Here is a 26402-nt window from a genome sequence, read left to right on the forward strand (position 1 = left end):
CCCGGCTCATAGCTGACACTTGATAAACGTGCGGCCCGTCGAAGCAGATGACGCCGCAGGTTCTGTCGGCATGCCTATTTCCCGCGAATCCGGGCCCGCTTCCGCGCCGAAGAGGCGACCAGTCCGCGATCGACGGCACGAGGGTTCCCAGATGAATGAACAGATGCCCCGTCACGACCAGGTCGGAGGGGCCGGCCTGCGGAAACGCGCCCAGCAAGGTGATGTGAACGAGCGTTCACGACCACATTGCGACCACCAAAGGAAAAAGCCACTCCTATCGTTTTGATAGAAGTGGCTTCCGACCTGCGAAAATGGGCTCTTCTGCTCCATCCGTGGGTCGGTCCGGAGTGCCTGACACGGCACACGCCGTCCCCTGTGCAGATCTTGAGGTATCGAGGCTCAGGATCAGACGCGCAGGGAGAACGGCGTGCGGTTCACCACCGTATTGAAGGCACTGGTCGGATGCGGGGAGGCAGCGCCGGAGGACGCCTGGTTCGAGGAAGAGTCCCAGGTCATCGTGGTCGCGGTGCGTCTGCGGGGTCGGGCGCGTCGCCGCTGCGGGGTCTGCGGCAGGCGCTGCCCCCGCTTCGATGCCGGGGACGGCCGGCGCCGCTGGCGGCACCTGGACGCGGCCGGCCTGAAACTCTTCCTGGAGGCTGACGCTCCGCGGGTGTCGTGCACGCGGCACGGTGTGGTGGTCGCGGCGGTGCCCTGGGCCCGTCACGGAGCCGGGCATACCCGTGACTTCGACCAGCAGGTCGCCTGGCTGGCCACCGAGTGCTCCAAGTCGGCAACCGCGCAGTTGATGCGGGTCGCCTGGCGCACTGTCGGCGCGATCCTGACCCGCTACCGGCGCGACGCCGACGTCGGGATCGACCGCCTCGCCGGGCTGCGGCGGATCGGCGTCGACGAGATCTCCTACCGCAAGGGGCAGAAGTACATGACCGTGGTCGTGGACCACGACACCCGGCACGTGGTGTGGATGGCCGACGGCCACGGCAAGGAGGTCCTGCGCCGCTTCTTCGACGCTCTCGGCGAGCAACGGGCCCATCGGCTGACGCATATCAGCGCGGACGGCGCGGAGTGGATCGCGGACGTCGTGGCCGAGCGCGCCCCGAACGCGATCCGGGCGATGGACCCGTTCCACGTCGTCGCCTGGGCCACCGACGCCCTCGACGAGGAACGCCGCGCGAGCTGGAACCGGGCCCGGCGCCAGGCCGCCGACCCCGACCTGGCCCGCCGGCTGAAGCACTCGCGCCACGCGCTGTGGAAGAACCCGGAAGACCTGACCGAGCGCCAGAGCGCGAAGCTGGCCTGGATCGCCGCCAACGACCCCCGTCTGCACCGCGCCTACCTCTTGAAGGAGGGCCTGCGCATGGTCTACCGGATCGCGAAGGCCGAGGGCATGGCGGCTGCCGTCGCCGCGCTGGACCGCTGGCTGGCCTGGGCCCAGCGCTGCCGCATCCCCGCCTTCCTGGACCTGCGCCGGAAGATCAAACGGCACCGCGAGGCCATCACGGCCGCGATCGCCGAGCAATTGTCCAACGGGCTGATCGAGTCGACCAACACCAAGACCCGTCTGATCATCCGCCGAGGCTTCGGCTTCCGCACCGCCGACGCCGTCATCGCCCTCGTCATGCTCACCCTCGACGGCAACCGACCCACCCTGCCCCGCCGCCAACTCACCTGATCACACCCACGGATCCAGCAGAAGAGCCCGAAAATGCTGGTCGGGACGACAGGATTTGAACCTGCGACCCCTTGACCCCCAGCGGTCGAAAACAAGTACGGATATCGCTTTCCTGTCCGATTCGTTCAGGTCTGGGTCCATCTCGTCCACCTCCCATGACGCCTGATCCCACCTCATGACACCCAGTCCGTGAGAGGCGCGTGAGAGGCCGGTGAGCCGCAGTGAGCTTCCTCACTGCGGCTCACCTCGTTCTGAGTCGGTTCCAGTCATCGCCAGACACGCTGGTTCAGGCTGTTGCTTCGGCGAGTGACCTTGGCATCCGGTGGTCATCGGACTTGTGCCAGCGGGTATCCCTGGGCGAGGACAGTCTTGCGGAAGGCGGCGAGCCGGTCGGCGGGGACGGCGATGTGGCGCTCCCCCAGCCGGGTCGCGAAGGTACGCAGGTGCCGGTCCCCGGCCAGGAGGGCCGCCACCGCAGGGTCCGCGCATTCGATCAGGTGGACCGGGCCGGTGTCACGAACCTGGCCAAGGCGGCGGGCCGTGTCCTCCAGGAGCGTCGTGACGGTCTGCGGCAGCGGATACCGACTTGCCGACTCCAGGTAGCGGCGCAGCTCGGTGAGGTCGCGTCCGGCGTCGGCGGCTCGAAGCAGGGAGCGGCGGGTGAGGCTCCAGACGCGGTCGCCGGTCTTGTCCGCGAAGGCGTCCAGGAGCACGGCGTCGGCGGGGGCCAGTCCGTCGAGGGCGGCGATGTCGTGGTTCGGTAGTACGGTGAGCCGGCCGAGCGGGGTTGCCGGTTGAGGCTTGGGGCTTGGGGTGTAGGTGGCCGCTTGGTGGGTGGCGTAGGCGCCGAGTGGGTTGAGGCGCAGGGCGAGCAGGCCGTCGTAGCGGCTGAGTTGTTCGAGGTAGTCGCCGCCCCAGTTGTTCTGGTAGTCGGTGCGGGCTCCGGCGGGCGGGATGTAGTCGATGTCGATCAGACCGAGGACGGCGGCGTATTCGAACAGCACGGCGAGGGTATAGCGCCCTTGGAGCAGCGACCAGTCGTGGTGGCCGTCGTAACCGAGGATTCCGTACTGGGGGTCCTCCAGGTATAGCTTCCACAGGGCGCGTTCGCTGCGGGTGATGACGGGGTCCTGGCCGGCTCGGCGCATCTGGGCGAACAGATCGTCCACGGTGATCCATTGGCCGGTGGTGCGGGCGGTGAGTGCCTGGCCGACGAGTTCGCGACGCGATCGGACGGCGGTGAGCACGTTCGCGGCGCGCTGGCCCTTGATCTCCTCGATCCGGTTGAACTCGTCCAGCAGGGTGTTCTTCAGCCAGCGCTGCCAGAGGGCCACGATGGTCTCGTGTGCGGGCTTGGCGAGTGCGGTGCGGCCGCGCGGGGTCAGCGTGAGCCTGCCTGATGCGAGGGTTGCCAGGCCGCCTGCCTGGAGGAGCAGGGGCCAGGCGAAGGCGGCGATGGCCTCGTGCTCGTAGAAGTCGCCGCCGTCGAGGACCTCGCCGATCGCGGCGACGGCGGCCGCGCTCGGCCTGCGGGTCTTCTCGCTGCAGCGCAGCTTGCCCGTCGCGCACAGCTGGAGCATGGCGGCCAGGTTGGCCTGCGCCTCGTGTTCGGTCACACGGACCCGGCGTTCTTTCTCCTGACGGTCATCGAGCTGGTGATCGATGCTCATACCTGCCCCATCGCCACGGTGTAGTGAAAGCCGTCCGTTCCGCAGGACTGCTCCAGGGTGTGGACGATGTGCCGGGCGTCGTCGTACGGGCCGGAGACGTAGAACGGCTTCCCCTCGCGGCCGAAGACGATCGCGGGCTCATCGCCTCGCACAGACCCGAGGTAAGGGGCGGTATCCGCGAAGCCGGGTGCGGGTGTGAAACCGAGGGAACGCGCGTACGCGACCGCGCCGTGCACGATCGTGCGAGCCTGGTCGAGCTCGATGCTCAGCGGCGGCTGGTCGAAGGCCGAGTAGTACCGGCGCAGATAGGCAAGGAGTGAGCCGGCTCCGACAACCTCCGGCTCGACGGTGTTCTTCACACCCAAGCAGTAGACGTCCACCAGGAACCCGCACACTGTCACTCTGCTGGCTCGCTCCTGACGGGCCACCAGCACCTGCGCGAAACCGCCGGTCGCGGGATCAGCGGTGGCATGCGGGTCGGCCTGCGCCCACGCGGGCGCGGCGGCCAGTCCCAGGCCGGCGCTCCAGCCCGCGTTCACCCAGCATCCGACCACCGGCCGATCGGCCGGGTCCGTCCCTTCCGCCCGGCACTCGGCGGCCTGTCGCAGCAGCGCACTCGCCTGCGCGGGGCGCAGACCGAGCGCCCTGGCGATCTGCTTCGGCCCGCTCCCCGCGGCCCGCAGCTCCAAGACCCTCGCCAGCACATCGTTACTCTCCATCACCCGGGCATTCTCCACCAGCCCCGCACTACCTTGGACCTGGCCCTGGGATGTCGACCCGAACGGCTGGCAGACGCTTCAAGCAACCGCCGGCGCCCCTGATGGCGGTATACCCTGCGCTCCGAGCCCAGCTTCAGCGGTGGAACTGCCATCCGTTCTCCACGAAGGCCCGCCATGTCGCCCGTGGCCCGCAGCCGCAAGCCCGAGAAGAAGAACCAGGGCGCCAGCGGACGATAGGGCAACCCTGGCCGCCGTATCCCAGGGCGGCCGCCGGGCCGCCGAGCACTGCCCCCAGGTGCGCTGACCCATCGCCTGCCCCTCGGACGAATCCGAGGGCCGCAGTCCCAGCGCACCTGCGCCCGGACCGGTCTGCTGGCAGCCCCCGCCAATGACCGCAGGACCTCACTCGGCGAACGGGTCAACCAGGGCCATCGGAGTACGTGCCACCTCCAGTGCGAGCTGTGGGAATCGGGGTCCGGCCGTGTAGTACCTCGCCCGAGTACGCCCGACCGGCTCAAGCACCTGGGTAGCCACCATGTCTCGTAGATCTCGCTGTGCCTGCTGCAGGCTCAGACTCTCGGCGTGCTCGTAGCGCGAGCGCCGCACACGGCCAGCCATCGCCACATCGTGCAGGGCGGAGACCACGCGCTCGTCGACGCCTGCGCCTGCCGCGAAGTCGGCAAGCAGGCCCCAGACCCGCCCAGACCTCTCAAGGCGGGCTCGTACGGTCTGCGCCTGCTGATGGTAGGCGGTCAGGTTGAAGCGAACCCAGCTGGAGACATCCTGGTCGGGCACGTACTCGGAGCCGCGGCGACCCAGCTCCCGGTAGTACTCCCAGGTATTGCCCGGACGCCCCAGCCAGGCCTCGATCGAGGAGAACTCCGGCGCCAGTACCCCCTCCCTGGCGATCATGAGCGTCTGCAGCGAGCGTGACATCCGGCCGTTCCCGTCCGCCCATGGATGAATGGACACCAGATGCAGGTGCGCCATGGCGGCCCGTACCAGCGGGTGGGTGCCATCGTCGGAGTTCAGCCAGTCCACCAGCTCCCCCATCAACGCCGAGACATCCCCCGCGTCGGGGGCGGTGTAGGCGGCAATGCTCGGATCGCGGGCATCGGTGACATACACAGGCCCCCTCCGCCACTGCCCGGCCGGCTTTCGCACAGTATGACGATGCCCCTGCAGCATCCAGTGCAGGGCATTGAGAAGGCCCTTGCCATAGGAGAAGTCCTCGACATCGAAAAGCGTCTGGATGTACGTCATCATCCGCTGGTAGGCGAGCGTCTCCTCGCGGTTCTCCTCCGACACCTCGACGTCGCGCTCACCGTCCAGAAGGTCCTCGACGTCGACCGTGGCGACCTTGAATCCCTCGATGGAGTTGGACGCCGCCACGGCATCGGCCGTCAGGAACTTACGCAGGCCCTCAGTCCACTTCGAGGGAGCCGAACGCACCTGGTGGCGCAGAGCCAGACGCATGCTCTCGACGTCGTGGAGAACTCCTTCGTCGCGAGCAGTGAGGACAGGGGTGGGGAAGAGCATGCAGCAATGATAGAGTGACGCAGTCATTACGTCAAATCGTGAGGCGCCGGACGGTAGCCGTACCCGGCGAGCCAGGCCCGCGCCCGGCCGCGCTGCCGCTCCTCGGCGAACACGTGGAACCGGTGCAACTCGTCCTCACGGCGCGCCAGGACGTCCTTGAAGCGGCGGAACGCCCCACGGCCCGTGATCGCGATCTCCAGGCGATCCGTGAAATCGGCGTCACCGACTGTCGCGATGAACAGCTCCATATCCCGGTAGCCGTCCCGGGAGCCCTCGCACCACACCGGTAGCCACCGCTCGGGGTCTTCGTCATCCTCCGTCTGCTCGTCGGAGTCGGCCTGCTGGGGCCAGCAGTCACCGGTGGTCAGGTCGATCCGGCCACCGCCGAAGCCCGGGTCGCCCTCCAGCAGCCCGGACAACTCCGCCAGATCCACCGGCAGTGGCCTGAGCACCGGCACGGGGCCGGGGCCCAGCGCGGCCTCGAGCTGCCGTGCCAACTCCGCGTCCCCCTCCCAGTCGCGCTCGGTGAGCCCGACGACGCACTGTGCGGCCAGCTCCTCCGCGCCCGGCACCCGCGCGGTCACCGCCTCGCCGACGGCATCCCCCACCTGCTGCAGAACCTCGGCCAGCAGTTGCTCCGACAGCAGCGCGACCAGCGCTGCCCAGTCGCCGGCATGCCGCGCCGCGCGCAGCTGCCGCAGACTCTCCTCGCTCCACGTACCCCTCATGGACAGCACGGTAGCCGCATACCCGATCCGGCGAACGCCAGGTCCGCGGTCAGGGAACAGGCCCTCAGGCGTCTGCTCGCGGGCATGCCCGATGTGGTGGGATGGGCGCATGGGCACGAACACGGTCTCCCCGGAAGGGCTCGCCACACTGGTGGACAGGTTGCGGTGGGACAAGCGCCGCCATCCTTACCACGGGCGGGGCGAGTACCAGGCAACCGCCCACCAAGCACTGGAGACCGCGACCACGCTGGTCGAGGCCGGCCACGCCCAAACGGTCGTGCGGACGCTGCGCACCGCCGTGGACCGGGTCACCCGCACGCTGATGTACCTGGACGACTCCTCCGGCATCGTCGGCGACGCGCTGCAGGAACTGACCGACCTGTACGCCCGCGCCCTCGAACTCGCTCCGCCCGCCAGCCCGAAGACCCTCGCCTCGTGGCTGGTGGCGGCACAGTTCGACGGGCCCGGCTGGCCCCGCATCCACCTGCGCGCCTTCGCCCCAGCCCTCGGCGAGAAAGGAATCGCCGACATCGCCGCCCAGGTCGAGGCCCGCGCCGCCAGTGCCGCACCGGACTCCTGGAGCGCCCAGTTCTCCGTCCGCGACTTCCGGGAACAGCTCGCTGAACTCACCGGCGACGTTGACCACTACGTCGCAGTCCTCGCCGAGGACTTGAAGAGCCCCGAGCAGTACCGAAAGATCACCCTGGCACTGGTGGCCGCCGGCCGCACCGCGGAGGCCGCGGCCTGGGCCCGGCGCGGACTGGCCCACCACCCCGGCAACCCCTACAGCGAACGCCTTCGTGACCTGCTGGTCGACCTCCTCCTCGACGACGACCAACCGGCCGATGCGCTCGAGGTGCGCATCGCCGAGTTCAACCGACACCCGGTCGCCGCCACCTACCGGGCCCTCGCCGCCACCTGCGAGCGCACCGGCGACACCGCGCCGCTCGCCCCGGCCCTGGATGAACTACGCGCCCGCGCCACCGCCGACCCCAACCGCCTCAGCGAACTCGTCCAGGCCCTCACGCTGGCGGGCCTGGACGACGAGGCCTGGTCCACCGCCGCCGCCCATCCCCACCAGGTCGGCCCGCTTCTGCTGCACAGCCTCGTCGAACAGCGCGAGACCACCCACCCCGCCGACGTGCTGCCCGCCTACCGATACCTCGTCCAGGCCCAGCTCTCCGACACCAGCAAGTACCGCTACGACCGCGCGGTCAAGCTGCTGCGCCGCCTGCGCGCCGCCCACGCCGCAGCCGGCAACCCAGACGGATTCAGCGACTACCTCACCGAACTACGGGACGAGCACAAGCGCAAGACCACCTTCATCGCCAAACTCGACAAGGCCGGCCTGACCCCCTGACCCGCCCAGTGCGGAGACGGTCAAGGCCGGAACGGTTACCAGCGGCGCAACGCCTTCCATCGCTGTTCGAAGGCGGCTACTCCCTGCGGGCCGGGCAACTGCCGGTACGCGGCGGGCGGGTTCAGGCACGAGTCCATGTCGCAGGCCGCGGCCAGCTCCACCGGATCCGGCCGGAGCTGCTCGCACAACTCCACGCGAACGGCGGCGAGTTCACCGCCGATCGCGCCCGACTCTGCGGCTTCACCCGCTCAGCCGGACATGCCGATGTCCATCTTCATCGCGACGTCGAACTTGCCTTGGGCGATGAGGGCGCGTTGCTTGGCGCGCCGCGCCTTGCCCTCCGCGCTGGATCCGGTGCTGATGAAGTCGCGGTGGTCGTCGTAGTCCATCCGGATCGCCGGCCCGGGCCCGTAGCCGAGCCGGGCGGTGCCGACGCCCAGGTAGGCGTCCCGGGCCGGTATGTGGTTGCGCTCGTAGCTGTTGTTGTCGCTGCCGTCGGTCCAGTTGCTCGGCCGCAGGCTGCAGTGCGATCCGCCCCAGCCGACGGGCTGTCGACGCGCGGCCAGGCCCAGCGGGTCGGTGAAGAACAGCGCGTTGGGGACGTAGGCGTGCGGGTTGGGACCGCCGTCCAGGCCGAGCGGGTCGCTGCTCAGGTAGCGGCCGGTCGACGGGTCGTAGTAGCGGAAGTAGTTGTACTCGAGGCCTGACTCCGCATCGTCGTACTGGCCCGGCCTGGGCAGGTCAGACCTGATCGAGGGCCTGGTCCACGTCACGGAACTCAGCGCGCACGAGGTCACCGCACCGGAGGACGTCGTACGCGAGGGCGACAACGTCATCGTCATGCTCATCGATGAAGTCGACTTCGCACGCCGCCGCATCCACCTCTCCATTCGGCAGGCCACGGAAGCGTCTTCCCACGACCCGACCGCCGCCAGCTTCGACACGGCACCGTACGGCACAGGGGGCTGACTGACTGGATTCGCCACGACAGAAGCCTGACGCGCCGTCAGGAGCGCTGCCTCAACGTCGCGCCACGCCTTCGACGAAGGCAGCAGCGGGCGCCTCACCATCGCCCGACTGATCCGGCCTTTGGGTAGCCGCTGGACCTGTCGGACGCGCACTTGATCGCTCAAAAAGCGTCAAGTGCAAACCGGCCAGCCAGAATCTGTGATCACGGCGAGCAACCATTGATGCCACATAGTGATCGAAAGATAGGATATGCGGGTGGAAAACGCGCATATCGCCACCAGTCCACGACGCCGAGTAGCCCCCGAGCCCGGCGTCGAACCAGGAAACCGTGAGACGAATGTGAGAGGCAGGCCCCAGAGTGCGCCGAAAGCCGCTTCCTCGCGAACGAGAAAACGGCCTCTGACCTGCGACAATGGGGCGAACCCCAGTCGGGACGACAGGATTTGAACCTGCGACCCCTTGACCCCCAGTCAAGTGCGCTACCAAGCTGCGCCACGTCCCGTGGTCTCGGCGCCTTCGGCGGAGCCTGGGGGGCTCAGCGGTTGGGCTTCTCGACCTTGTTGCCGGTGTCCCGGCGACGTGGAAAACAATACAGCACGTCGGGGGGTGCTCGCTGCCAGGTATCGGGGTGGCGGGGTGCGGGGGTCAGGGGGTGGGGTTGCGGGCGTCGTAGCGGAGGAAGGCGGGGCGGCGGGCGGCGAGGAGGAGGATGGCGGCGACGCAGGCCAGGCCACCGCTGACGACGGAGGTGGCGGGGCTGGTGAGGGAGGCGACGGCGCCGGACTCGAAGTCGCCGAGGCGGGGGCCGCCGGCGACGACCACGATGAAGATGCCCTGCAGGCGGCCGCGCATCTCGTCCGGGGCTGCGACCTGCATCATGGTGTTGCGGAAGATCATGCTGACGGTGTCCGCGCAGCCGGCGACGGCGAGCAGGAAGAGGCCGAGCCAGAGGTTGTGGATCAGGCCGAAGGCGGCGATGGCGAGGCCCCAGGCGGCGACGGCGGCCAGGACGGCGGCACCCTGGCGGTTGACCTTGCCGACCCAGCCGGAGAAGAGAGCGCCGACCAGGGCGCCGACGGCGGGGGCGGAGACGAGCAGGCCGACGGTGCGGGCGTCGCCGGCGTAGAAGGTGACCGCGATGGCCGGGAAAAGGGCGCGCGGCATGCCGAAGATCATCGCGGCGAGGTCGGCGAGGAAGCTGGTGCGCAGGTTGGGCTGCTCGCGGAGGAAGCGCAGGCCGTCCAGGACGGAGGCGCGGCCCTTGCGCTCGCCGAGCGGGAGCATGACGGGCAGCCGCCACATCGCGTAGAGGATGGCTCCGAAGGCGACGGTGTCGACGAGGTACGCGGCCTGGGCACCGTAGGCGCCGATCAGGACGCCGCCGAGCATGGGGCCGACGGTGAGGCCGAGGTTCATGCTGACGGTGTTCAGGGCGTTCGCCGCGGGGAGCTGGTGGGCCGGGACGAGCCGCGGGATCATGGCCGAGCGGGCGGGCGAACTGAGCGCGAAGAAGCCGGCCTGGGCCGCCACGGCGGCGTAGAGGACGGCGACCAGGCCGAGGCCGGCGATGGCCTGGGCGGCCAGGACGGCGGAGACGGCGGCGAGGCCGGCGGAGCCGATCAGGCCGAGGCGGCGGCGGTCCGCGGTGTCGGCGATGGCGCCGCCGTAGAGGCCGAAGGCGATCAGCGGGAAGAGGGAGAAGAGTCCGACCAGGCCGGTGGCAAAACTGGAGCCGGTGAGGTCGTAGACCTGAACCGAGACGGCGACGGCTGTCATCTGCTGGCCGATGGAGGCGACCACCTGGCCGAACCAGACCCGCCGGTAGTCGGCGTTGTCGCGCAGCGGGCTGAGGTCGGCGAAGGCCCCGCGGACGAGTCTGCGGTGCCAGGGGAGTGGGCCGTCCGGGAGCGCGGGCAGGGAGGCGGCGGCCGGCGCCAGGGCATCGGACGGCTCGGAGGACGGTGCTGCGCCCGGTTCCGGCGCCCCGGGGGCGGCCGTCGAATTGGCAGGATGATTGGTCGACACAGTCCCCCATACTCACCACGCCCGCCGACCGGTCCGCCACCGGGGCGCCGGCTTCAGGCCTCCGTCTGCCATGACCAGCGTCCGCAAGCGGTGGCCGCGATCGTGCTCATCGCGACCGCCGACCGGTGCCCACCCCCCGCCGACCGGCGCCCGCCCGTGGGGCCGACGCACCCGCGCGGCAGCGTGCCCGAACCGGCGCGCGCCACCACACCCGCCCGGCCCCGCCCCACACCCCCGCGCTAACGCGTGAGGACCTGCTTCTCCCCCGCCTCGACCGCGAAGTCCAGCCGGTTGCCCGGCGGCGGGAACGGGCAGATGAAGTGGTCGGCGAAGGCGCACGGCGGCAGGTACGCGCGGTTGAAGTCGAGCACCGTGCGACCGTCCACGTCGGGCGCCGGCATGGTGATGAACCGGAAGCGGTAGGTGTCCGTCCCGCTGCTCGCGTCGGCGATGACACCGCTGAGGCCGTTGCCCGCGCGGCTCACCGTGAGGGTACGGTGCTCGCCGGCGACGGTGAAGGAGATCTGGCCGGTGACGGCCAGCGGGCGTTCCTTGCCGTCCGCGTTCGCCACCACGACGGCTTGGTCGTCACCGCTCTCGAACGGGGTGAAGACCGCCGGGACGGCCCACTCCGGCGAGTAGGGGTACGCGGAGATCCCGGCGAAGGCCGCCCGGCGCGGCGCGTCCGGGTCGAAGACCCGGAGGGCCAGCTCACCCTCGCGCTCGATCGGGACGAGGAGCAGCTCGCCCCGCGTGGCGGTGTCGGCGGCCGGGTCGGTGTCCGGGCGGAGCAGGACCTCGCCGTCGACCGGTGCGGTGGCGCCGGCGACGGTGATGCCGTCGACGGCGACCGCCCCGAGCCGGACACCCTCCGCGTCGGCCCACCAGCGGCCGGGCAGGCCGGGGATCTCGGTGGGCTCGGGCTCCAGCCAGTGCGTGCCGGTGAGCGCCAGCGGCCCGTGCGGTGAGCTCACGGCGGCTGCCCGACCGTCGCTCCAGTGCTTCCATTCCTCCGCGGCTGTCGCCGTCATCGGCATGCCCTCCCACTTCGGTCCGAGGCCCGCAGGCCTTGCTGACAGGACTTCCCCACAAGCCTTCCCGGAAGGCCCGCCGGCAGGCCTTCCTGGTTCCGTCAAAGGTCCCGCGTCGACACGTGTCCGCACAGACCCGACATCGACGCGTGACGACACCGGCACGGCGAGACAGGCGTACGCCATCGCATCGACTCGTCTCGACGCGTCTCAGCACACCTCATCAGATCAACACCGGCCACGGGGGTGGTTCATCCCTTCAGTTCATCCCTTCAGGGGCCGGAACAGGCCCTCCTGCACGACCGACACCACCAGCCGGCCGCTCCGGTCGTAGATCTGCCCGCGGGCCAGGCCGCGCGCGCCGTGCGCGATCGGGGACTCCTGCTGGTACAGCAGCCAGTCGTCGGTCCGGAACGGGTGGTGGAACCACATCGCGTGGTCGAGCGAGGCCATGTCGAAATGGCGGGTGCCCCAGAGCGGCTCGACGGGGGCGCGGACGGCGTCCAGCAGCGTCATGTCGCTCGCGTAGGTCAGGGCACAGACGTGGATCAGCGGGTCGTCGGGCAGCGAGCCGTTGGTGCGCAGCCAGACGCCGCTGCGCGCCTCGACGCCGTCCAGCTCCTCCTTGCTCCAGCGCAGCCGGTCGACGTACCGGATGTCGAAGGGCTGTCTGCGGCTGATGAACGGCGGCAGCTCACCGAGCCGGGAGCCGACCTCCTCCAGCGCGCTCGGCAGGTCCTCGGGAGCGGCGACGTCCGGCATCGGGTACTGGTGGTCGATGCCGCCCTCCTCCGGGAGGTGGAAGTCCGCGGTGAGCGCGAAGATCGAGCGGCCGCCCTGGATGGCGAGCACCCGGCGGGTGGTGAAGGAGCGGCCGTCCCGGATCCGGTCGACCTGGTAGACGATCGGCACACCGGGCACCCCGGGGCGCAGGAAGTAGGCGTGCAGTGAGTGCACGGGACGGTCACTGTCCACCGTTCGCCCCGCCGCGACCAGTGCCTGGCCGGCGACCTGGCCGCCGAAGGTCCGCTGGAGCGCCTCCTCGGGGCTGCGGCCCCGGAAGATGTTCAGCTCGATCTGCTCAAGGTCCAGCAGTTCGACGAGTTCGTCGACGGGGGTACCCATGCGTGCGCTTCCTCTCCGGGTGGCCGGCCCGGACGGAGGTCTTCCGCCCGTTTGCCGGCGCCCGTTCTCTCGAATTCTCCCGCCCCTTCGAATTCTCCAGCGAGTCCGGGCATTCCCCACACCCGGGGTGTCCGTCGGCGAATCACTCGAACGAGGTGCCGAGCTCCAGAACACCTCTCCGCAGCGCACTTCCGGAACGCGCCTCCGGAACGCGCGAATCTGCGGACCGGACCGGACCGGACCGGACCGCCCTCAGCCCGCGGAGCCGACCGCGAGGCCGCTCTGCCGGACGGTGATGTTGAGCCGCCCGGTCAGCCCCAGCGCCGGGTCCGCCGTACCGGGCAGCGTCCGCACCACACCGTGGTAGGCGAACCGGGACGGGCCGCCGAAGACCAGCAGGTCACCGCTGTGCAGCTCCAGGTCGGTCCACGGGCGGGTCCTGGTTTCGGTGTTGCCGAGGCGGAAGACGCAGGTGTCGCCGAGCGAGAGCGAGACGACGGGCGCGTCCGTCCGCTCGTCGCGGTCCTGGTGCAGGCCCATCTTCGCGCCGTGCGCGTAGTGGTTCACGATGGCGATGTCGGGCTCGTAGCCGGCCGCGCCCGCGATCGTCCCGACCGCGTCGCCGTAGGCCTGCGCGACGGCCCGGCGGGCGAGCTCTCCGAGCTCGGGCGGGAAGGCCTTGACCGGCGCGCCGTCCGCGGCGGTCCGGCGGTAGCCGTAGGGGTACCAGTGCCAGCCGAGGCTCACCATCTGCACGGACATCATGCCGCCGGTGGGTATCCGGACGGTGTGCATCCCGGCGGGCGGCCGGGCCCACTGCCGACAGGCGGTGACGAGACGCAACTGGGCGTCGGCGGCGAGCCAGCCGGGGAGCAGGACCGCACCGGGCGCCGGCTCGGACCTCTCCCGGGCCGCTCCGGCCCCGGTGCCCGCACGCCCGCCCGTTCCCGGCTCGTCGCCGAACAGCTCGCCCTGGATCACACCACCATCCTCGCGCAGCGGTCCGACAACTCGGACGACGCGGGGGCCGGCCGGATCCGAACCGGCCGGCCCGCCGAGCTGTCGCGCCGTCGCGCCGTCGAGCCGGAGGACCGTCGAACCGGAGGCGGCACGCTCACTCGTCCCCGATCATCCCGATCTCCCGAGCGCAGACCGGCCAGGCCTCCCACCCCTGCATCCGGAGGATCTCCTCGGCGACGGCGGTCTGCTGCCGGCGGCTCGCATGGTCGGGCCGGTCGGCGAACCGCAGGCCACCGGCCTCCTCCCAGGTGGGAGGCCAGATCTGCAGGCCGCCGAAGTAGCCGTTGCCGGTGTCGGCGCGCCAGTCTCCGCCGCTCTCGCACTCGGCCAGGTCGTCCCAGACCAGGTCCGCGACGGTCACCGCGGCCCGCGCCCGCCCGTCCGGCAGCACCACGGCGGTCGCGAGCACCGCGACGACCGCGGCTGCGACAGCGACAGCGGCTCCGGCCGCGCCACCACCCCGCACCGACCCACCCCCGGTAGGGACGAACGATTCACGGCTGATCCTACGAATCGAAGGCATAGCAGCCGACCCTAGGCGCGCGCCGCCCCGACACACTTCGACACACCGGACACGCCGACGGCCGCTCCCCCGCGCAGCGGAGAAGCGGCCGTTCCGGATCCCTCAGGACCCGGTGGATCCACGGAACCCACGGGTCCCTGGAGGTCCGACCAGGCGAACAGGATCAGACGGTCAGGGTCTGGCCCGGGAAGATCAGGTCGGGGTTGCCACCGATGACCTTGGTGTTCTTGCTGTACAGGTCGTGCCAGTCCAGGCCCTTGGCGGCAGCGATCTTGCTCAGGGTGTCGCCGGACTTGACGGTGTAGTTGCCACCGTTGACCCGCTTGGCGTCGTTGGAGGTCCCGGCCTTCCACGACTTGGCGGAGTCGTTGGACTTCGGCGCGACGGCAGCCTTGGGCGCGACGGCGGCCTTCGGGGCCTCGGCCGGCTTCGGCGCGGCCGGCTTCGGCGCGGCCGGCTTCGGCGCGGCCGGCTTCGGGGCCTCGGCCGGCTTCGGCGCGGCCGGCTTCGCGGCGGTGGTCGCACCGGCGGAGGTGTCGACCGCGGCCGGGGCGCCGCCCTTGGTCAGACCGGCCTTGACGGAGCAGACGGGCCAGGCGCCCGGGCCCTGCGAGGCGAGGACCTTCTCGGCGATGGAGATCTGCTGCGCCTTGGTGGCCAGGTTGGCCTGCGGGGCGAAGGCGGTGCCGCCGAAGGCGGCCCAGGTGCTGGAGGTGAACTGCAGACCGCCGTAGAAACCGTTGCCGGTGTTGATGGCCCAGTTGCCACCGCTCTCGCACTGGGCGACAGCGTCCCAGGTGGCGACGGAGGCGGCGGAGGCCGAGGTGGCCGTGACGAGGCCGGCCACCGGCAGGGCCGCGACAGCGGCGCCCGCCACGACAGCCATCCGAACGCGGTTGCGCTTGGTGACGGTGGAGGTGGTGGCAGCGGCAGACTCGTTACGGAAAGACATGGGGTTCCTCTCGACAGCCCCGGGCGGGCATGCGGAACCAAGCCCTCGGAGGGGATCGATTCGCTCGCCGCGTCCGTCGGGCGGCCGGGCACGTGTCGGACGTGCCGCGCCGCCCCGGCCACCCGCCACGCACCGGCGACCTGTTCGAGCGGTCGCATCGGCGGGCACGGCCTGCGCCGGGGTGAGCCGGCGGGCTGTGCGTCGGGGGTGAACCCGGGTGGTGCTCGTTGCACCGCCAATGAAGCTACGAGTCGGCCGCCGGGGATCCAAACATCCGACGGTCTGCCCAGCTCAGCCAAGGGTTACCGATGGTAATGACCTTTCAATGACGCCCTATTTGTCCGTTTTGGCCGTCATTTCCTAGATCAAACATCATCGACCCGTGACCCACCTCACGGCTTCATTCCGGCAGTCCCGTCGCCGACATCGACACATTGCGACCACGGGGACACGCCGGGCGATCGATTCCGGGGCAATAACCGTCAGCCTCGACGACCACCCGTGACCCCTGCCACAGGGGTCCGTTGGTAGAGGCGGCCACAAACAGTCCCCTGCCAGCCCACGCGACCCGCCCACGACACCCCTCTCCACCCGAACACGCTCGCCCACTCGCCTAGTCGTCCACTCGCCCGTTCCCCGTCCCACTTCGCCATTCCGTCCATCCGCCCGTTCCCCCGTCCCACATCCCCATATCCCGACATCCCGACATCCCGACATCCCGAGGAGTTCCAGTGCCGCGCATGCTCGACGTCAGCGACGAAGTCCGGTCCGAGATCGGCGACGACGAGGCCGACCGCCTGCTCGGTGGCGCCCACGCGCCCGACAGTTACGAGTGCACGTCCTGCCGCACGCCCGGCGACTCGCTCCAGGAGCCCACCAGCACCGTGCTGTTCGTCGGCGAGGAGACCGCGGTGCTCGCGTTCGCGCACGCCCGCTGCATCCCCTCCCAGGTGGTGCCGGTCGCCGAGGAGCAGTTGGTCGGCGCCGTCCGCAGCATCAGCCAGGCCCAGGTCGGCGCCCCGGCGACCGCGGGCGGCCCGGCGGTGCCCTCACCGGCCACCGCCCCGGAACCCACCGCGTCCGCCGCGTCCCCCGACCGGCCCGCCGGCGCGCTGGAGCAGCCCAGCACCCCCGGGCAGGCCGCCATCCTCGGCATCACCTGCGGGCTCGTCCTGCACGGGGAGACGGGCCACGCCTCGCTGGTCGTCGAGCCCACCGGACCGGTCGGGCGGCCGGGCAACACCTCGGGCACCGACGAGTTCCTGGACCTCCTGCAGGATGCGGGCTTCCAGCTCGTCACCGACCTCGACAAGACGCCGGACCAGCTGCCCGGCTGGTCGGTGCTGGTGGCGATGGGCAAGCTGCACGCGATCCTGCAGCCCGCCGCAGCCGGCGGCAGCACCGGGTGGTGGCAGGCGCACCAGCCGCTCCAGGTCACCGAGGCCTGGCGGATCGCGGCCAGCCAGATGGCGGAGGTGACCATGTACGCCGTGCCGGCCGGCATGGTCGGCCGTCAGCCGCGCGAGGACCTGCTCCGCCAGGCGCTGGAGCGCGCCGTGGCCCTCGGACAGGTGGTCGCCGCCTCGCTGCCGCTCGCCGGCACCTGAGCCTCCCGGGGCGGGCGGCCTGCGCCCGTGGAGAGCCCGACCGCAGCCCGACCGGCCCCGACGGGCTGCGGCCCCACCCTGCCCCCACCCTGCCCCCGTCCCCGTCCCCGTCCCCCTGCACCGATCCCACCGAACGCCGCCGTACGGAGTCCCCGCCCGCGGTCGAGCGGTGGCCGGCCGGTGCCGATCGTCGGCCCGATCGGCACCGGCCGTCTTCCGTCTCGGCGACGCCCCCCGGACTGCGCCACCGCGCTGCCACCCCGGGGCTGCCACCCCCGGCTGCCCCTCCCGGACTGCCGCCCCGGGGCTGCGGAGCCCGCATCCCCCGGGCCTCTCGATCGTTGGCCCCTGTGTGTACAGCTACGAGGCCTCCGCATCCCACCGCCGGTCCGCCACCGTCCCACGTGCGATCCCGGGCATGCGCCCGTCGTACGACGCGGAGAACCCCCACTCGACGACGCCGATCTACGACGAGCTGTACTCCGAGTACCGGCGGCTGTTCCGGGCGCTGCCGGGCGACCGCTCGGGCGAGGAGAACCTGAAGTTCACGGGCTTCGCCGTCCGGGACGGCTACCCGCTCTTCGGCGAGCCGCGGTCCTACCCCCCGCAGCAGCAGTCCTTCCAGACGTACGCGGGCCAGGCACTCGGCCTCCCCCAGTTCATGCCCAGCCAGCAGACCGGCCCCGGCGTGGCCGGCCACACGACGCACGGCGGCCACGCCGCACACAGCGGTCATGCCACACACAGCGGCCACACCTCCCACGGCGGCGCCCCTTCCCTCGGCACGCCCCACCCCGGCTTCTCCCACACCGGCGGCGCCACCCATACCGGCACCGCCCCGTACGCCGCACCGACCGCGCCCGGCGCCCACCCGGCCGACCCCGCCAACGACGGCACCGGCCACGCCGCACCGGCCGACCGCCATCTCGCCCATGCCCAGAGCCACCCCGCGCCCCCGCTTCACACCCAGGCCGCCGGCCACGGCGGTTCGACTGCCCCTGGCGGCCAACCCGCCCGGACCGCCGGCCAGTTCACCAACGGACAGGGCTGGGTCGCGGCGGGCTACCTCGGCCCGGTCCCACATCCGATGCCCGCACCCGCGTCCTTCCCGGCACCGGTCACGGGCACGGGCACGGGCACGGGCACGGGCGCCAGCGCCGCCGTCGGCCCGGCGACCGGCGGCCGCCACCGCAACCTGCTCTCGCTCCCCCCGGGCCGCAGCGGCGACCAGCACTGACCCGACGCGGCCACCGGTCGCCGGGCCCGCGGCGAAGCATCCGCCTCCCCCGCCCCCTACGCGCCCTCCCCCACCACCCCACGGGACGGGCCGCCCCCACCCCCCGCACGCAGGAGGGCCCCGCCACCGAGTGGCGAGGCCCTCCTCGTCGTCGCGCGGCGCGCGCCGCGTCGGTCCTACTTCTTCTTGCGCTTCTCGCGCACCCGGACGGAGATCGAGATCGGCGTGCCCACGAAGCCGAACTCCTCGCGCAGACGGCGCTCGATGAAGCGGCGGTAGCCGGCCTCCAGGAAGCCCGAGGCGAACAGCACGAAACGCGGCGGACGGGTGCCCGCCTGGGTGCCGAAGAGGATGCGCGGCTGCTTGCCACCGCGGATCGGGTGCGGGTGGGCGGCGACCAGCTCGCCGAGGAAGGCGTTCAGCCGCGCGGTCGGGATACGGGTCTCCCAGCCCTCCAGCGCGGTCTCGATCGCCGGGACGAGCTTCTCCATGTGCCGGCCGGTCTTGGCCGAGACGTTGACCCGCGGTGCCCACTGGACCTGGACGAGGTCGCGCTCGATCTCGCGCTCCAGGTAGTAGCGGCGCTCCTCGTCCAGCTGGTCCCACTTGTTGTAGGCGATGACGACGGCGCGGCCGGCCTCGACGGCCATCGAGATGATCCGGGTGTCCTGCTCGGCCAGGGTCTCGCTGGCGTCGATCAGGACGACCGCGACCTCTGCCTTCTCCAGCGCGGAGGAGGTGCGCAGCGAGGCGTAGAAGTCGGCGCCGGCGGTCAGGTGGACCCGGCGGCGGATACCGGCGGTGTCGACGAACTTCCAGGTCTTGCCGCCGAGTTCGATCATCTCGTCGACCGGGTCGCGAGTGGTGCCGGCCAGCTCGTTGACGACGACGCGCTCCTCCCCGGCGACCTTGTTGAGCAGGCTGGACTTGCCGACGTTCGGGCGGCCGATCAGCGCAACGCGGCGCGGACCGCCGGGGGCGGCGTCGCCGAAGGTCTGCGGCGGGGCCTCGGGCAGGGCGGCCATCACGGCGTCGAGCAGGTCACCGGAGCCGCGGCCGTGCAGGGCGGAGACCGGGTAGGGCTCGCCGAGGCCGAGCGACCACAGGTAGGCGGCCTCGGCCTCGGTGGACGGGCCGTCGACCTTGTTCGCGCAGAGCACGGTCGGCTTGCCGGCCCGACGGATGATCTTGATCAGGGCCTCGTCGGTGTCGGTCGCGCCGACGGTGGCGTCGACCACGAAGAGCACCGCGTCGGCGGTCTCGATGCCGAGTTCGGCCTGGGCGGCGACCATGGCGTCGATGCCGAGGACGTCGATCTCCCAGCCGCCGGTGTCGACGACCTTGAAGCGACGGCCGTTCCAGGAGGCCTCGTAGCTGACCCGGTCCCGGGTGACGCCCGGCTTGTCCTCGACGACGGCCTCACGGCGGCCGATGATGCGGTTCACCAGGGTCGACTTGCCGACGTTCGGGCGGCCGACGACGGCCAGCACCGGCAGCGGCGCGTGGCTGCCGTCGCCCAGGCCGTCGACGTCCTCCAGGTCGAAGCCCTCTTCGGCGGCGATCGCCATGAACTCGGCGTACTCGACGGCGTCCAGCTCGCCGTGGCCGGCGGTGGGGTGCTCTGCGGTCATGTTCGTGTTTTCCGTTTCCCGGCCCGGCCCTTCCCAGGGGCGCGCCGTGCGTACCTGCCCCGCTCGGGGCAGCGCGAGTACTACGACGGGGTGCCTCGGTGGCACCCCGCCTTCCTGCTCGGGACCGGCCCCGGCACGGAAGCCGGACGAGCCGGACGAGCCGACCCGGCAGACCGACCCGACCGGACGTCCGTCCGTCCGGCGAAGACCCAGCGGATCAGCCGGCCGACGGCATCAGACGGCCGACAGTCCGGCGCGCTCCTCGACCAGCGCGGAGATCGTGCCGATCACCTGCTCCAGGGTGAGCTCGCTGGTGTCGACCAGGACCGCGTCCGCGGCCTGGGTCAGCGGCGCCGTCTCCCGGGAGGAATCGGCGGCGTCGCGGCGGGCGAGGTCGGCGGCCATCGCGGTGATGGTCGCCTCGTCCACCCCCTTGGCCCGCAGCTCGGCGGCACGGCGCTGGGCGCGGGCGGCCTCCGAGGCGGTGAGGAAGACCTTGACGGTGGCGTCCGGGAACACCACGCTGCCCATGTCCCGGCCCTCGGCGACGATGCCGCGCTCGGCGACCTCGGCGCAGCCGCGCTGCAGCTCCACCAGTCGAGTCCGCACAGCCGGCACCGCGGACACGGCGCTGACGTGCGCCGTCACCTCGGGGCCGCGGATCGGGCCGGACACGTCCTGGCCGTCCACGGTGATGGTCGGGCCCTCCGCGTCCGTGCCGGAGACGATCACCGGCTTGCCGCAGGCGACGGCCACGGCGTCGGCGTCGGCGACGTCCACGTCGTTGGTCAGCATCCACCAGGTCATCGCCCGGTACATCGCACCGGTGTCCAGGAAGCTGAGCCCCAGCCGGGCGGCGACCGCCCGCGAGACGGTCGACTTGCCGGAGCCGGAGGGTCCGTCGATGGCGACGACGACCGGGGCGTGCGCCTGGTCGGCAGTGTCCACGGGGCGAACCTCTCTCTGAAACCTGGGGCCCGGACCCCGCGCGACCTGATTCCGCGCAGCGTGAAACCCGGGGATGTCTCCCTCAAGGTTAATGGACCGGCGCGAAAGGCCGCTCCCGCCCGGTCGGCTCCGGGCCGCGGCCCGCCGCCGGCCCGGGAAGGCCCTGCCGGCCGGGCTCAGTCCCGGACGCTCCAGCCGCTCGCCCGCAGCGCCGCCGTCAGCGGCTTCACCGCCGCCGGGGCGACCGACAGCTGGACGAAGCCCACCTGCTGGCCGGTGGAGTGTTCGATGGCGACGTCCTCGATGTTGACGCCCGCCGCGCCGACCTCGCCGAAGAGGCGGCCGAGCTCACCGGGCTGGTCTCCGAGCACCACGGCCACCGTCTCGTACCGGGTGGGCGGTGCGCCGTGCTTGCCGGGGATCCGGGCCTGGCCGGTGTTGCCGCGTCGCATGACGGCCGCGATCCCGGCCGCCCCGGCCCGGCGCTCGCCCTCCTCGGCGGTCTGGAGTGCGCGCAGCGCGGTGACGGTGTCGCCGAGGTCAGCGGCGACCTCCTCCAGGATGTCGGCGACGGCGCCCGCGTTGGCGGAGAGGATGTCCACCCACATGCCGGGGTTGGAGGCGGCGATCCGGGTCACGTCCCGGACGCCCTGACCGGAGAGCCTTATGGCCGTCTCGTCGGCGTGCTCCAGCCGGGCCGCGACCAGCGAGGAGAGCAGCTGCGGGGCGTGCGAGACCAGGGCGACGGCGCGGTCGTGGGCGGCCGCGTCCATCACGATCGGCATCGCGCCGCAGAGGGCGACCAGCTCCAGGACGGCGTTGAGCGTCTCGGTGTCGGTGTCGGGGGTGGGGGTGAGCACCCAGGGCCGCCCCTCGAACAGGTCGGCGCGGGCGGCCAGCGGGCCGGAGCGCTCACGCCCGGCCATCGGGTGGCTGCCGATGTAGTGGACGGTGTCGCAGCCCAGCGCGGCGATCTCCGCGCGCGGACCGTCCTTCACGCTGGCGACGTCGGTGTACCAGCGGGCCAGACCGCGCCGCTGGCAGTCGGCGAGCACCTTGCCGACCAACGCGGGCGGCACGGCGATGATCGCCAGGTCCACCGGGCCGTCCGCGGGCTCGGTGGTGCCGGCGCCTAGCGACGCCGCGGTACGGGCCGCGTCCGGGTCGGCGTCCTCCAGGTGGACGGTCAGCCCGCGTCCGGTCAGGGCGAGCGCGGCGGACGTCCCGATGAGTCCGGTACCGACGACGACGGCAGTGCGCATGGCGGGTTGGCTCTCCTCACGGCTGACCTGAGCGTGCTCGCCCCATCCTCTCGCATCACCGGGCCCCGTCCCCACCACCGCCACCGCCACCGCCACGCCCCTGCGCGAACCCGTGCTGCCCCGCACCCGCGCAACCGCCGGGCCCACTGCCCCGTCCCCTCTCACGACGACGACCACGGTCTCTTCCCGACCGCAACCACGGCGACCACGGCCACCGCACGACGAGCACGACCACCGCACGACGAGCACGGAAGCACCACCACCGGGCCCGCAGCAGGCTGCGGGCCGGACCGCACACGCCACGCAGGGACGAAATCCAGCGACGCCCGCACCGAAGCGAGGCAGACTGACCGCTCAGGGGGCGGCAGCGCGCGATTCGGCGCGGGACAGCGCGAACGAAGGGGCAGGCCGGGTGAACGATCAGCACAGTGCAGAGAACGGGAAGCGAACGGACGGGCCCGAGGTACCGGCCCACCCGTCGGTGCTCGACTCCGTCGTGGTCTACGCCGCCGGAGCGGTCTGCCGCCGCCGGGCCCGGGTGGCGCTGCCGCCGAACGGCCGGCTCCGGCTGACCGGCCTGCCCCGCGTGCTCGACGGACGGTCGCTGCGCGCCCGGGTGCTCGACGGACCGCCCGGCACCGCCGTCACCGAGGCCCGCCTCGAACCGGTCGCCGAACTCCGCAGTCGCGCCGAACTCCCGGAGCTGCGGCGCCGGTTGGACGAGGCACGGGAGCACGAGCACTCCGTCCGCGAGCGTCACCGGTTGGCCCTGGCGACCATCGCCGAGACGGCCGCCCTGCGTGCGGTGCCACCGCCGCGCCGCAGGGACGAGCCACTGCGCCGGACGCCCGCCGACGCCTGGCTGGAGCTGGCCGAGTTCGTCGACGAGCGCCTCGACCGGCTCCAGCAGCGTGCCGAGGAGCTGACCCGGGATCTGGAGGCCGCCGAGCACGAGTCCGCGGTGCTCGCCGACCGGTTGGAGCGCTCCTCCACGGCCGAGCCTGCCCACCCCGTCGAGACCTCGGCCACCGTGCTGGTGACGCTCGCCACCCCGCGTGCGACCGCAGCGCCCGACGGCAGCCCGCCCGACGACAGCGCTCCGCTCCCCGACACCGCGGCCCTCCCCGGTCTCCCCGGTCTCCCCGGCCCCACCGGCCCCACCGGCACCGCAGCTCTCCCGGATGCCGCGGCCCCCGCCGGCGCCGCCGAGATCGAGCTCGAACTCGAGTACGGCGTCCCCGGCGCCCGCTGGGTACCCGCCTACCGCCTCTCCTACCGCCAGGGAGCGGACACCGGACAGCTGCTCCTGCGCGCCTCCGTCGCCCAGCGGACCGGCGAGGACTGGACCGGCGTCCGGCTCGCCCTCTCCACCGCCGACCTGGACCGGCGCACCGACCTCCCCAGGCTCCGCTCGCTGCGGATCGGCCGCAGCCAGCCCGTCCCGCCGCCGTCCGGCTGGCGCGAGACCCCGGGCGGCCTGGCCGACCTCTTCACCGGCTACGACGCGGCGGGCCCGCGGCCCACTCCCGAGCGCCCGGCCGCGGTCACCGCCGCGCCGTTGCCCGCCCCGGTGACGGCCGGCGCTCCGCGCACGGGCGGCGCGCCCGACACCGAGGGGCCGGATTTCCTGCTGGCCGGCTTCGCCGGGTACGGAGGGCCGCCGCCCCCGCAGCCCGGCGGCCCGCTACCGCCGCCCGCCGTCGCACCGGCCCCTCCCGCGCCGGCCGCCCCGGGCGGCGCCCCGGCCCGCGCCAGACGTGCCTCCCGCCCGGCGGCGCGCCCCGCCCTCGCCGCACCGGCCGCCGACACGACCGCACGCTTCGCCGCGTACGGCGGCCCCGGCGGCCCCGGCGGCCCCGAGCCCGGCGGAGCCGGAGCCGAACCCGCCGAGCCGTTCGCGCCGCTCACCCCCGACGCCGCGCTGCTCGACTACCCGGCCCTCGTCCTGTCCGGCCCCGAGCAGCCCGCCGCCCGCCGCGGCACGCTGCGGACGCCCACCGCCGGACGGCCCACGCCGGCCCGGCAGCACTCGGCGAACGTCGCCCGGTCGGTGGCCGCCCTGCCGCTGCCCCGCCACGCCGTGCCGCCGCGCGACGCCGCGGGTTCCTTCGACCACCGCTTCGACGCCGCCGCACCGGCCGACATCCCGTCGGACGGCACCTGGCACACCGTCACCATCGGCGAGATCCCGCTCTCCGTCCGCCCCGAGTACGTCACCGTGCCCTCCGTCGAGGAGAAGGTGTACAGCACGGTCGTACTCGCCAACCCGACCTCGCAGGCCGTGCTGGCCGGGCCGGTGGAGGTCACCGTCGACGGCGAGTTCCTGCTCACCGCCGCGCTGCCCACCCTCGCCCCCGGCGGCACCCGCCGGCTGGGCGTCGGCGTGGCGGAGAGCATCGAGGTGGTACGCCGCACCGAGCTGCGCGAGTCCACCGCGGGCATGCTCAACAACACCACCCTGCTCGACCACCGGGTGCACCTGGAGCTGGCGAACCGGCTCGGGCGGCCGGTGACCGTCGAGGTCCGCGAGCGGGTGCCGGTCGCCTCGGACGCGGACATCCGGATCGACGAGCGCGCCGACTGGCACACTCCCGCGAACCCCGCCCCGGAGTACCCGGCGGGCACCCGGCTCTGGCGCGTCGAGCTGCCGCCGGGCGGGCGGGCCGAGCTCGACGGCGGCTTCCAGATCAGAATCCCGGCCGGCAAGGCCATCGTCGGCGGAAACCGGAGGAACTGAACGATGACCAGCACCACCGCCCCCCTCCCGGTCACCGCCGTCACCTGCCTGGAGGACCGCAGCCAGATCGAGCGCACCGCCGCCGTCGAGCTCTCCGCCGGCGTCCAGCGGCTGCGCCTCGGCCCGATCACCGCGCTCGCCGTCGACCGCACCCTGCGCGCCGAGGTGGACGCCGCGGGCACCCGCGTCCTGGACGCCCGCATCGTGCGCGCCTGGACCCCGCGCGCTCCGCAACCGCCCGGCCCGGACGACTCCGAGCTGCGCCACCGGGTGCACGAACTCGAACAGCGGACCCGCCGCGAGGAACAGCTGCGCGACCGTCTCCAGGCCAGGCTGGCCCTGCTCGCCCAGCTCTCCGCCGACCTGCTGCGCGAGATCGGCGAGGGCGCCGGCGCCGGCGAGGTCGAACGGGCCCGCTGGACGCGCGAACTGGACCGGGTGGACGGCGAACGGGAGCGGTACGGCGAGGAGCTGCGCGCCGTCCGCTCCCGGCTGCGCCGGCTGGAGGAGGACGCCACCCGGGCCCGGATCGCGCTCGACCAGGCCGAGGAGGAGCCGGCCGAGCTCGTCGCCCACCTCGACCTCACGGTCGAGGCCGCCACCGCCGGACCGGCCCGGCTGACCGTCAGCCACCTCGTCCCCTGCGCGCTCTGGCGGCCCTCCTACCGGGCCACCCTGGTCGACGGCACCCTGCGGCTGGAGTCCGAGGCCGTGGTCTGGCAGCGCACCGGGGAGGACTGGACGGCCGCCCGGCTCACCCTGTCCACAGCCCGCTCCGCGCTGGCCACCGAACCGCCCGCCCTGGCCGAGGACCGGCTGACGCTGCGCGAGCGCAGCGCGGAGGAGCGCCGCACGGTCGAGGTCGAGCTGCGTGAGGAGGCGATCGGCACGCTCGGCCCGTCCGGCGAGGTCCCGGGGGTGGACGACGGCGGGGAGGTCCGGGTGCTGCGCGCGCCCGCGCCGGCGTCGGTGCCCTCGGACGGCCGGGCGCACCGGGTGCCGCTGGGCGCCTTCACCGTACCGGCCACCACCGAGTACGCCTGTGCGCCGGAGCTGTCCCCGCTGGTCACCCAGGTGGTGCGGTTCCGCAACGCGGCCGGGCACGCGCTGCTGGCCGGCCCGGTGGAACTGGTCCGCGGCAGCGGCTTCACCGGCCGCGGCGAGCTGCCGTTCACGGCGGCGGGCGCCGACGCCGAGCTGGCCTTCGGCAGTTCCGACGGCTACCGGGTGGTCCGCGAGGCGGAGGAGAGCCAGGCCACCACCGGGCTCGGCCAGCGCCAGGTGACCACCCGGACGGTCCGACTGCACATCTCCCGCTTCTCCGGCCCGGAGGAGCAGGACGAGCGGCTGGTCGCGGTGCGCGAGCGGGTGCCGGTCTCCGAGGTGTCCGCGGTGGAGGTGCGGCTGCGCAAGGAGGACTGCCGGCCGGCCCCGGACGCCTTCGACGCCGAGGGCATCGCCCGCTGGGACGTCCCGCTGGGCCCTGGCGCGCACCGCACCGTCACGCTGGTGTACGAGGTCTCCGCCTCGTCGAAGGTGGCCGGCCTGTGACGACGGCCCTGGCCACGTCCGCGGCCGCGCGCCGGGCGGAACCGCCCGGCGACCCGCCGTCGTGACACCCGCTCAGTC

Annotated in this window: 20 protein-coding genes, 1 tRNA gene and 2 pseudogenes; 8 read left to right on the forward strand and 15 right to left on the reverse strand. The window is 72.6% G+C overall.

What is annotated here, in order from left to right; genetic code table 11:
• The first annotated feature begins 427 nt into the window (after window positions 1-427).
• Complete coding sequence (locus ACF9IK_RS09510; protein WP_395292190.1) at window positions 428-1690, forward strand: ISL3 family transposase; 1263 nt, start codon at window positions 428-430, stop codon at window positions 1688-1690.
• Between the two features lie 326 nt (window positions 1691-2016).
• Here ACF9IK_RS09510 and ACF9IK_RS09515 read toward each other — a convergent pair whose 3' ends face one another.
• From ACF9IK_RS09515 to ACF9IK_RS09530, 4 genes are all read right to left on the reverse strand, one after another.
• Window positions 2017-3360 carry a helicase-associated domain-containing protein gene (locus ACF9IK_RS09515; protein WP_395293806.1) on the reverse strand — a complete coding sequence of 448 codons (1344 nt, stop codon included), beginning with the start codon at window positions 3358-3360 and terminating at the stop codon, window positions 2017-2019.
• Complete coding sequence (locus tag ACF9IK_RS09520; protein ID WP_395293807.1) at window positions 3357-4079, reverse strand: hypothetical protein; 723 nt, start codon at window positions 4077-4079, stop codon at window positions 3357-3359. Before ACF9IK_RS09520 ends, ACF9IK_RS09515 begins: the two co-directional genes overlap by 4 nt.
• Window positions 4080-4481: 402 nt before the next feature.
• Window positions 4482-5618 carry a Fic family protein gene (locus tag ACF9IK_RS09525; protein WP_395293808.1) on the reverse strand — a complete coding sequence of 379 codons (1137 nt, stop codon included), beginning with the start codon at window positions 5616-5618 and terminating at the stop codon, window positions 4482-4484.
• Between the two features lie 26 nt (window positions 5619-5644).
• Window positions 5645-6346: a UPF0158 family protein gene (locus ACF9IK_RS09530; RefSeq protein ID WP_395298523.1), complete on the reverse strand. Its 702-nt coding sequence runs from the start codon at window positions 6344-6346 to the stop codon at window positions 5645-5647.
• Window positions 6347-6455: 109 nt separating this feature from the next.
• Here ACF9IK_RS09530 and ACF9IK_RS09535 point away from each other — a divergent pair, with 109 nt between their 5' ends.
• Complete coding sequence (locus tag ACF9IK_RS09535) at window positions 6456-7706, forward strand: DUF6880 family protein (RefSeq protein ID WP_395293809.1); 1251 nt, start codon at window positions 6456-6458, stop codon at window positions 7704-7706.
• 562 nt (window positions 7707-8268) lie between these two features.
• Here the strand turns inward: ACF9IK_RS09535 and ACF9IK_RS09540 are convergent.
• Window positions 8269-8437, reverse strand: a pseudogene (locus ACF9IK_RS09540) (RHS repeat-associated core domain-containing protein); the annotation flags it as partial.
• On the opposite strand from ACF9IK_RS09540, the pseudogene ACF9IK_RS09545 reads away from it, so the two are divergent.
• Window positions 8397-8540: pseudogene (locus ACF9IK_RS09545) on the forward strand (hypothetical protein); the annotation flags it as partial. The pseudogenes ACF9IK_RS09540 and ACF9IK_RS09545 overlap by 41 nt on opposite strands.
• Before the next feature lie 6 nt (window positions 8541-8546).
• Window positions 8547-8675, forward strand: a complete 129-nt coding sequence (locus ACF9IK_RS09550) for a hypothetical protein (protein ID WP_395298794.1) — start codon at window positions 8547-8549, stop codon at window positions 8673-8675.
• A gap of 428 nt (window positions 8676-9103) precedes the next feature.
• Here the strand turns inward: ACF9IK_RS09550 and ACF9IK_RS09555 are convergent.
• The 7 genes from ACF9IK_RS09555 to ACF9IK_RS09585 all read right to left on the reverse strand — a co-directional run bounded on the left by ACF9IK_RS09555 (window position 9104) and on the right by ACF9IK_RS09585 (window position 15351).
• Window positions 9104-9177 (reverse strand) — tRNA-Pro (locus tag ACF9IK_RS09555).
• Window positions 9178-9320: 143 nt separating this feature from the next.
• Complete coding sequence (locus ACF9IK_RS09560) at window positions 9321-10700, reverse strand: MFS transporter (RefSeq protein WP_395293810.1); 1380 nt, start codon at window positions 10698-10700, stop codon at window positions 9321-9323.
• Window positions 10701-10939: 239 nt separating this feature from the next.
• Window positions 10940-11731 (reverse strand): DUF1684 domain-containing protein, encoded by a 792-nt coding sequence (locus ACF9IK_RS09565; RefSeq protein ID WP_395293811.1) that lies wholly within the window; start codon window positions 11729-11731, stop codon window positions 10940-10942.
• Window positions 11732-11995: 264 nt separating this feature from the next.
• Window positions 11996-12856 carry an acyl-CoA thioesterase gene (locus ACF9IK_RS09570; RefSeq protein WP_395293812.1) on the reverse strand — a complete coding sequence of 287 codons (861 nt, stop codon included), beginning with the start codon at window positions 12854-12856 and terminating at the stop codon, window positions 11996-11998.
• Window positions 12857-13108: 252 nt separating this feature from the next.
• A complete protein-coding gene (locus tag ACF9IK_RS09575; RefSeq protein WP_395298524.1) occupies window positions 13109-13822 on the reverse strand; it encodes an alpha-ketoglutarate-dependent dioxygenase AlkB family protein in 714 nt (237 codons plus the stop codon).
• A gap of 148 nt (window positions 13823-13970) precedes the next feature.
• Window positions 13971-14285 (reverse strand): transglycosylase family protein, encoded by a 315-nt coding sequence (locus ACF9IK_RS09580; RefSeq protein WP_395293813.1) that lies wholly within the window; start codon window positions 14283-14285, stop codon window positions 13971-13973.
• A gap of 277 nt (window positions 14286-14562) precedes the next feature.
• Window positions 14563-15351 (reverse strand): transglycosylase family protein, encoded by a 789-nt coding sequence (locus ACF9IK_RS09585; RefSeq protein ID WP_395293814.1) that lies wholly within the window; start codon window positions 15349-15351, stop codon window positions 14563-14565.
• 740 nt (window positions 15352-16091) lie between these two features.
• Here ACF9IK_RS09585 and ACF9IK_RS09590 point away from each other — a divergent pair.
• Together ACF9IK_RS09590 and ACF9IK_RS09595 are read left to right on the forward strand one after the other, a co-directional pair.
• Window positions 16092-16958, forward strand: coding sequence for a hypothetical protein (locus ACF9IK_RS09590; RefSeq protein WP_395293815.1), 867 nt, complete (start codon window positions 16092-16094; stop codon window positions 16956-16958).
• 418 nt (window positions 16959-17376) lie between these two features.
• Window positions 17377-18195: a hypothetical protein gene (locus ACF9IK_RS09595; RefSeq protein ID WP_395293816.1), complete on the forward strand. Its 819-nt coding sequence runs from the start codon at window positions 17377-17379 to the stop codon at window positions 18193-18195.
• A gap of 176 nt (window positions 18196-18371) precedes the next feature.
• Here the strand turns inward: ACF9IK_RS09595 and der are convergent, their stop codons facing one another.
• The 3 genes from der to ACF9IK_RS09610 form a co-directional block, all read right to left on the reverse strand.
• Complete coding sequence (gene der, locus ACF9IK_RS09600) at window positions 18372-19826, reverse strand: ribosome biogenesis GTPase Der (protein ID WP_395293817.1); 1455 nt, start codon at window positions 19824-19826, stop codon at window positions 18372-18374.
• Between the two features lie 234 nt (window positions 19827-20060).
• Window positions 20061-20774 carry a (d)CMP kinase gene (cmk, locus tag ACF9IK_RS09605; RefSeq protein WP_395293818.1) on the reverse strand — a complete coding sequence of 238 codons (714 nt, stop codon included), beginning with the start codon at window positions 20772-20774 and terminating at the stop codon, window positions 20061-20063.
• A gap of 176 nt (window positions 20775-20950) precedes the next feature.
• Entirely contained in the window at window positions 20951-22036 is a 1086-nt protein-coding gene (locus tag ACF9IK_RS09610; RefSeq protein ID WP_395293819.1) for a prephenate dehydrogenase, read from the reverse strand.
• A gap of 412 nt (window positions 22037-22448) precedes the next feature.
• Between ACF9IK_RS09610 and ACF9IK_RS09615 the strand changes: the two genes are divergently transcribed.
• Both ACF9IK_RS09615 and ACF9IK_RS09620 read left to right on the forward strand, forming a co-directional pair.
• Window positions 22449-24773 carry a DUF4139 domain-containing protein gene (locus tag ACF9IK_RS09615; RefSeq protein WP_395293820.1) on the forward strand — a complete coding sequence of 775 codons (2325 nt, stop codon included), beginning with the start codon at window positions 22449-22451 and terminating at the stop codon, window positions 24771-24773.
• A gap of 3 nt (window positions 24774-24776) precedes the next feature.
• A complete protein-coding gene (locus tag ACF9IK_RS09620; protein ID WP_395293821.1) occupies window positions 24777-26324 on the forward strand; it encodes a mucoidy inhibitor MuiA family protein in 1548 nt (515 codons plus the stop codon).
• Window positions 26325-26402: the final 78 nt, after the last annotated feature.

It is taken from the genome of Kitasatospora hibisci, assembly GCF_043950205.1.
GTDB lineage: Bacteria > Actinomycetota > Actinomycetes > Streptomycetales > Streptomycetaceae > Kitasatospora > Kitasatospora hibisci.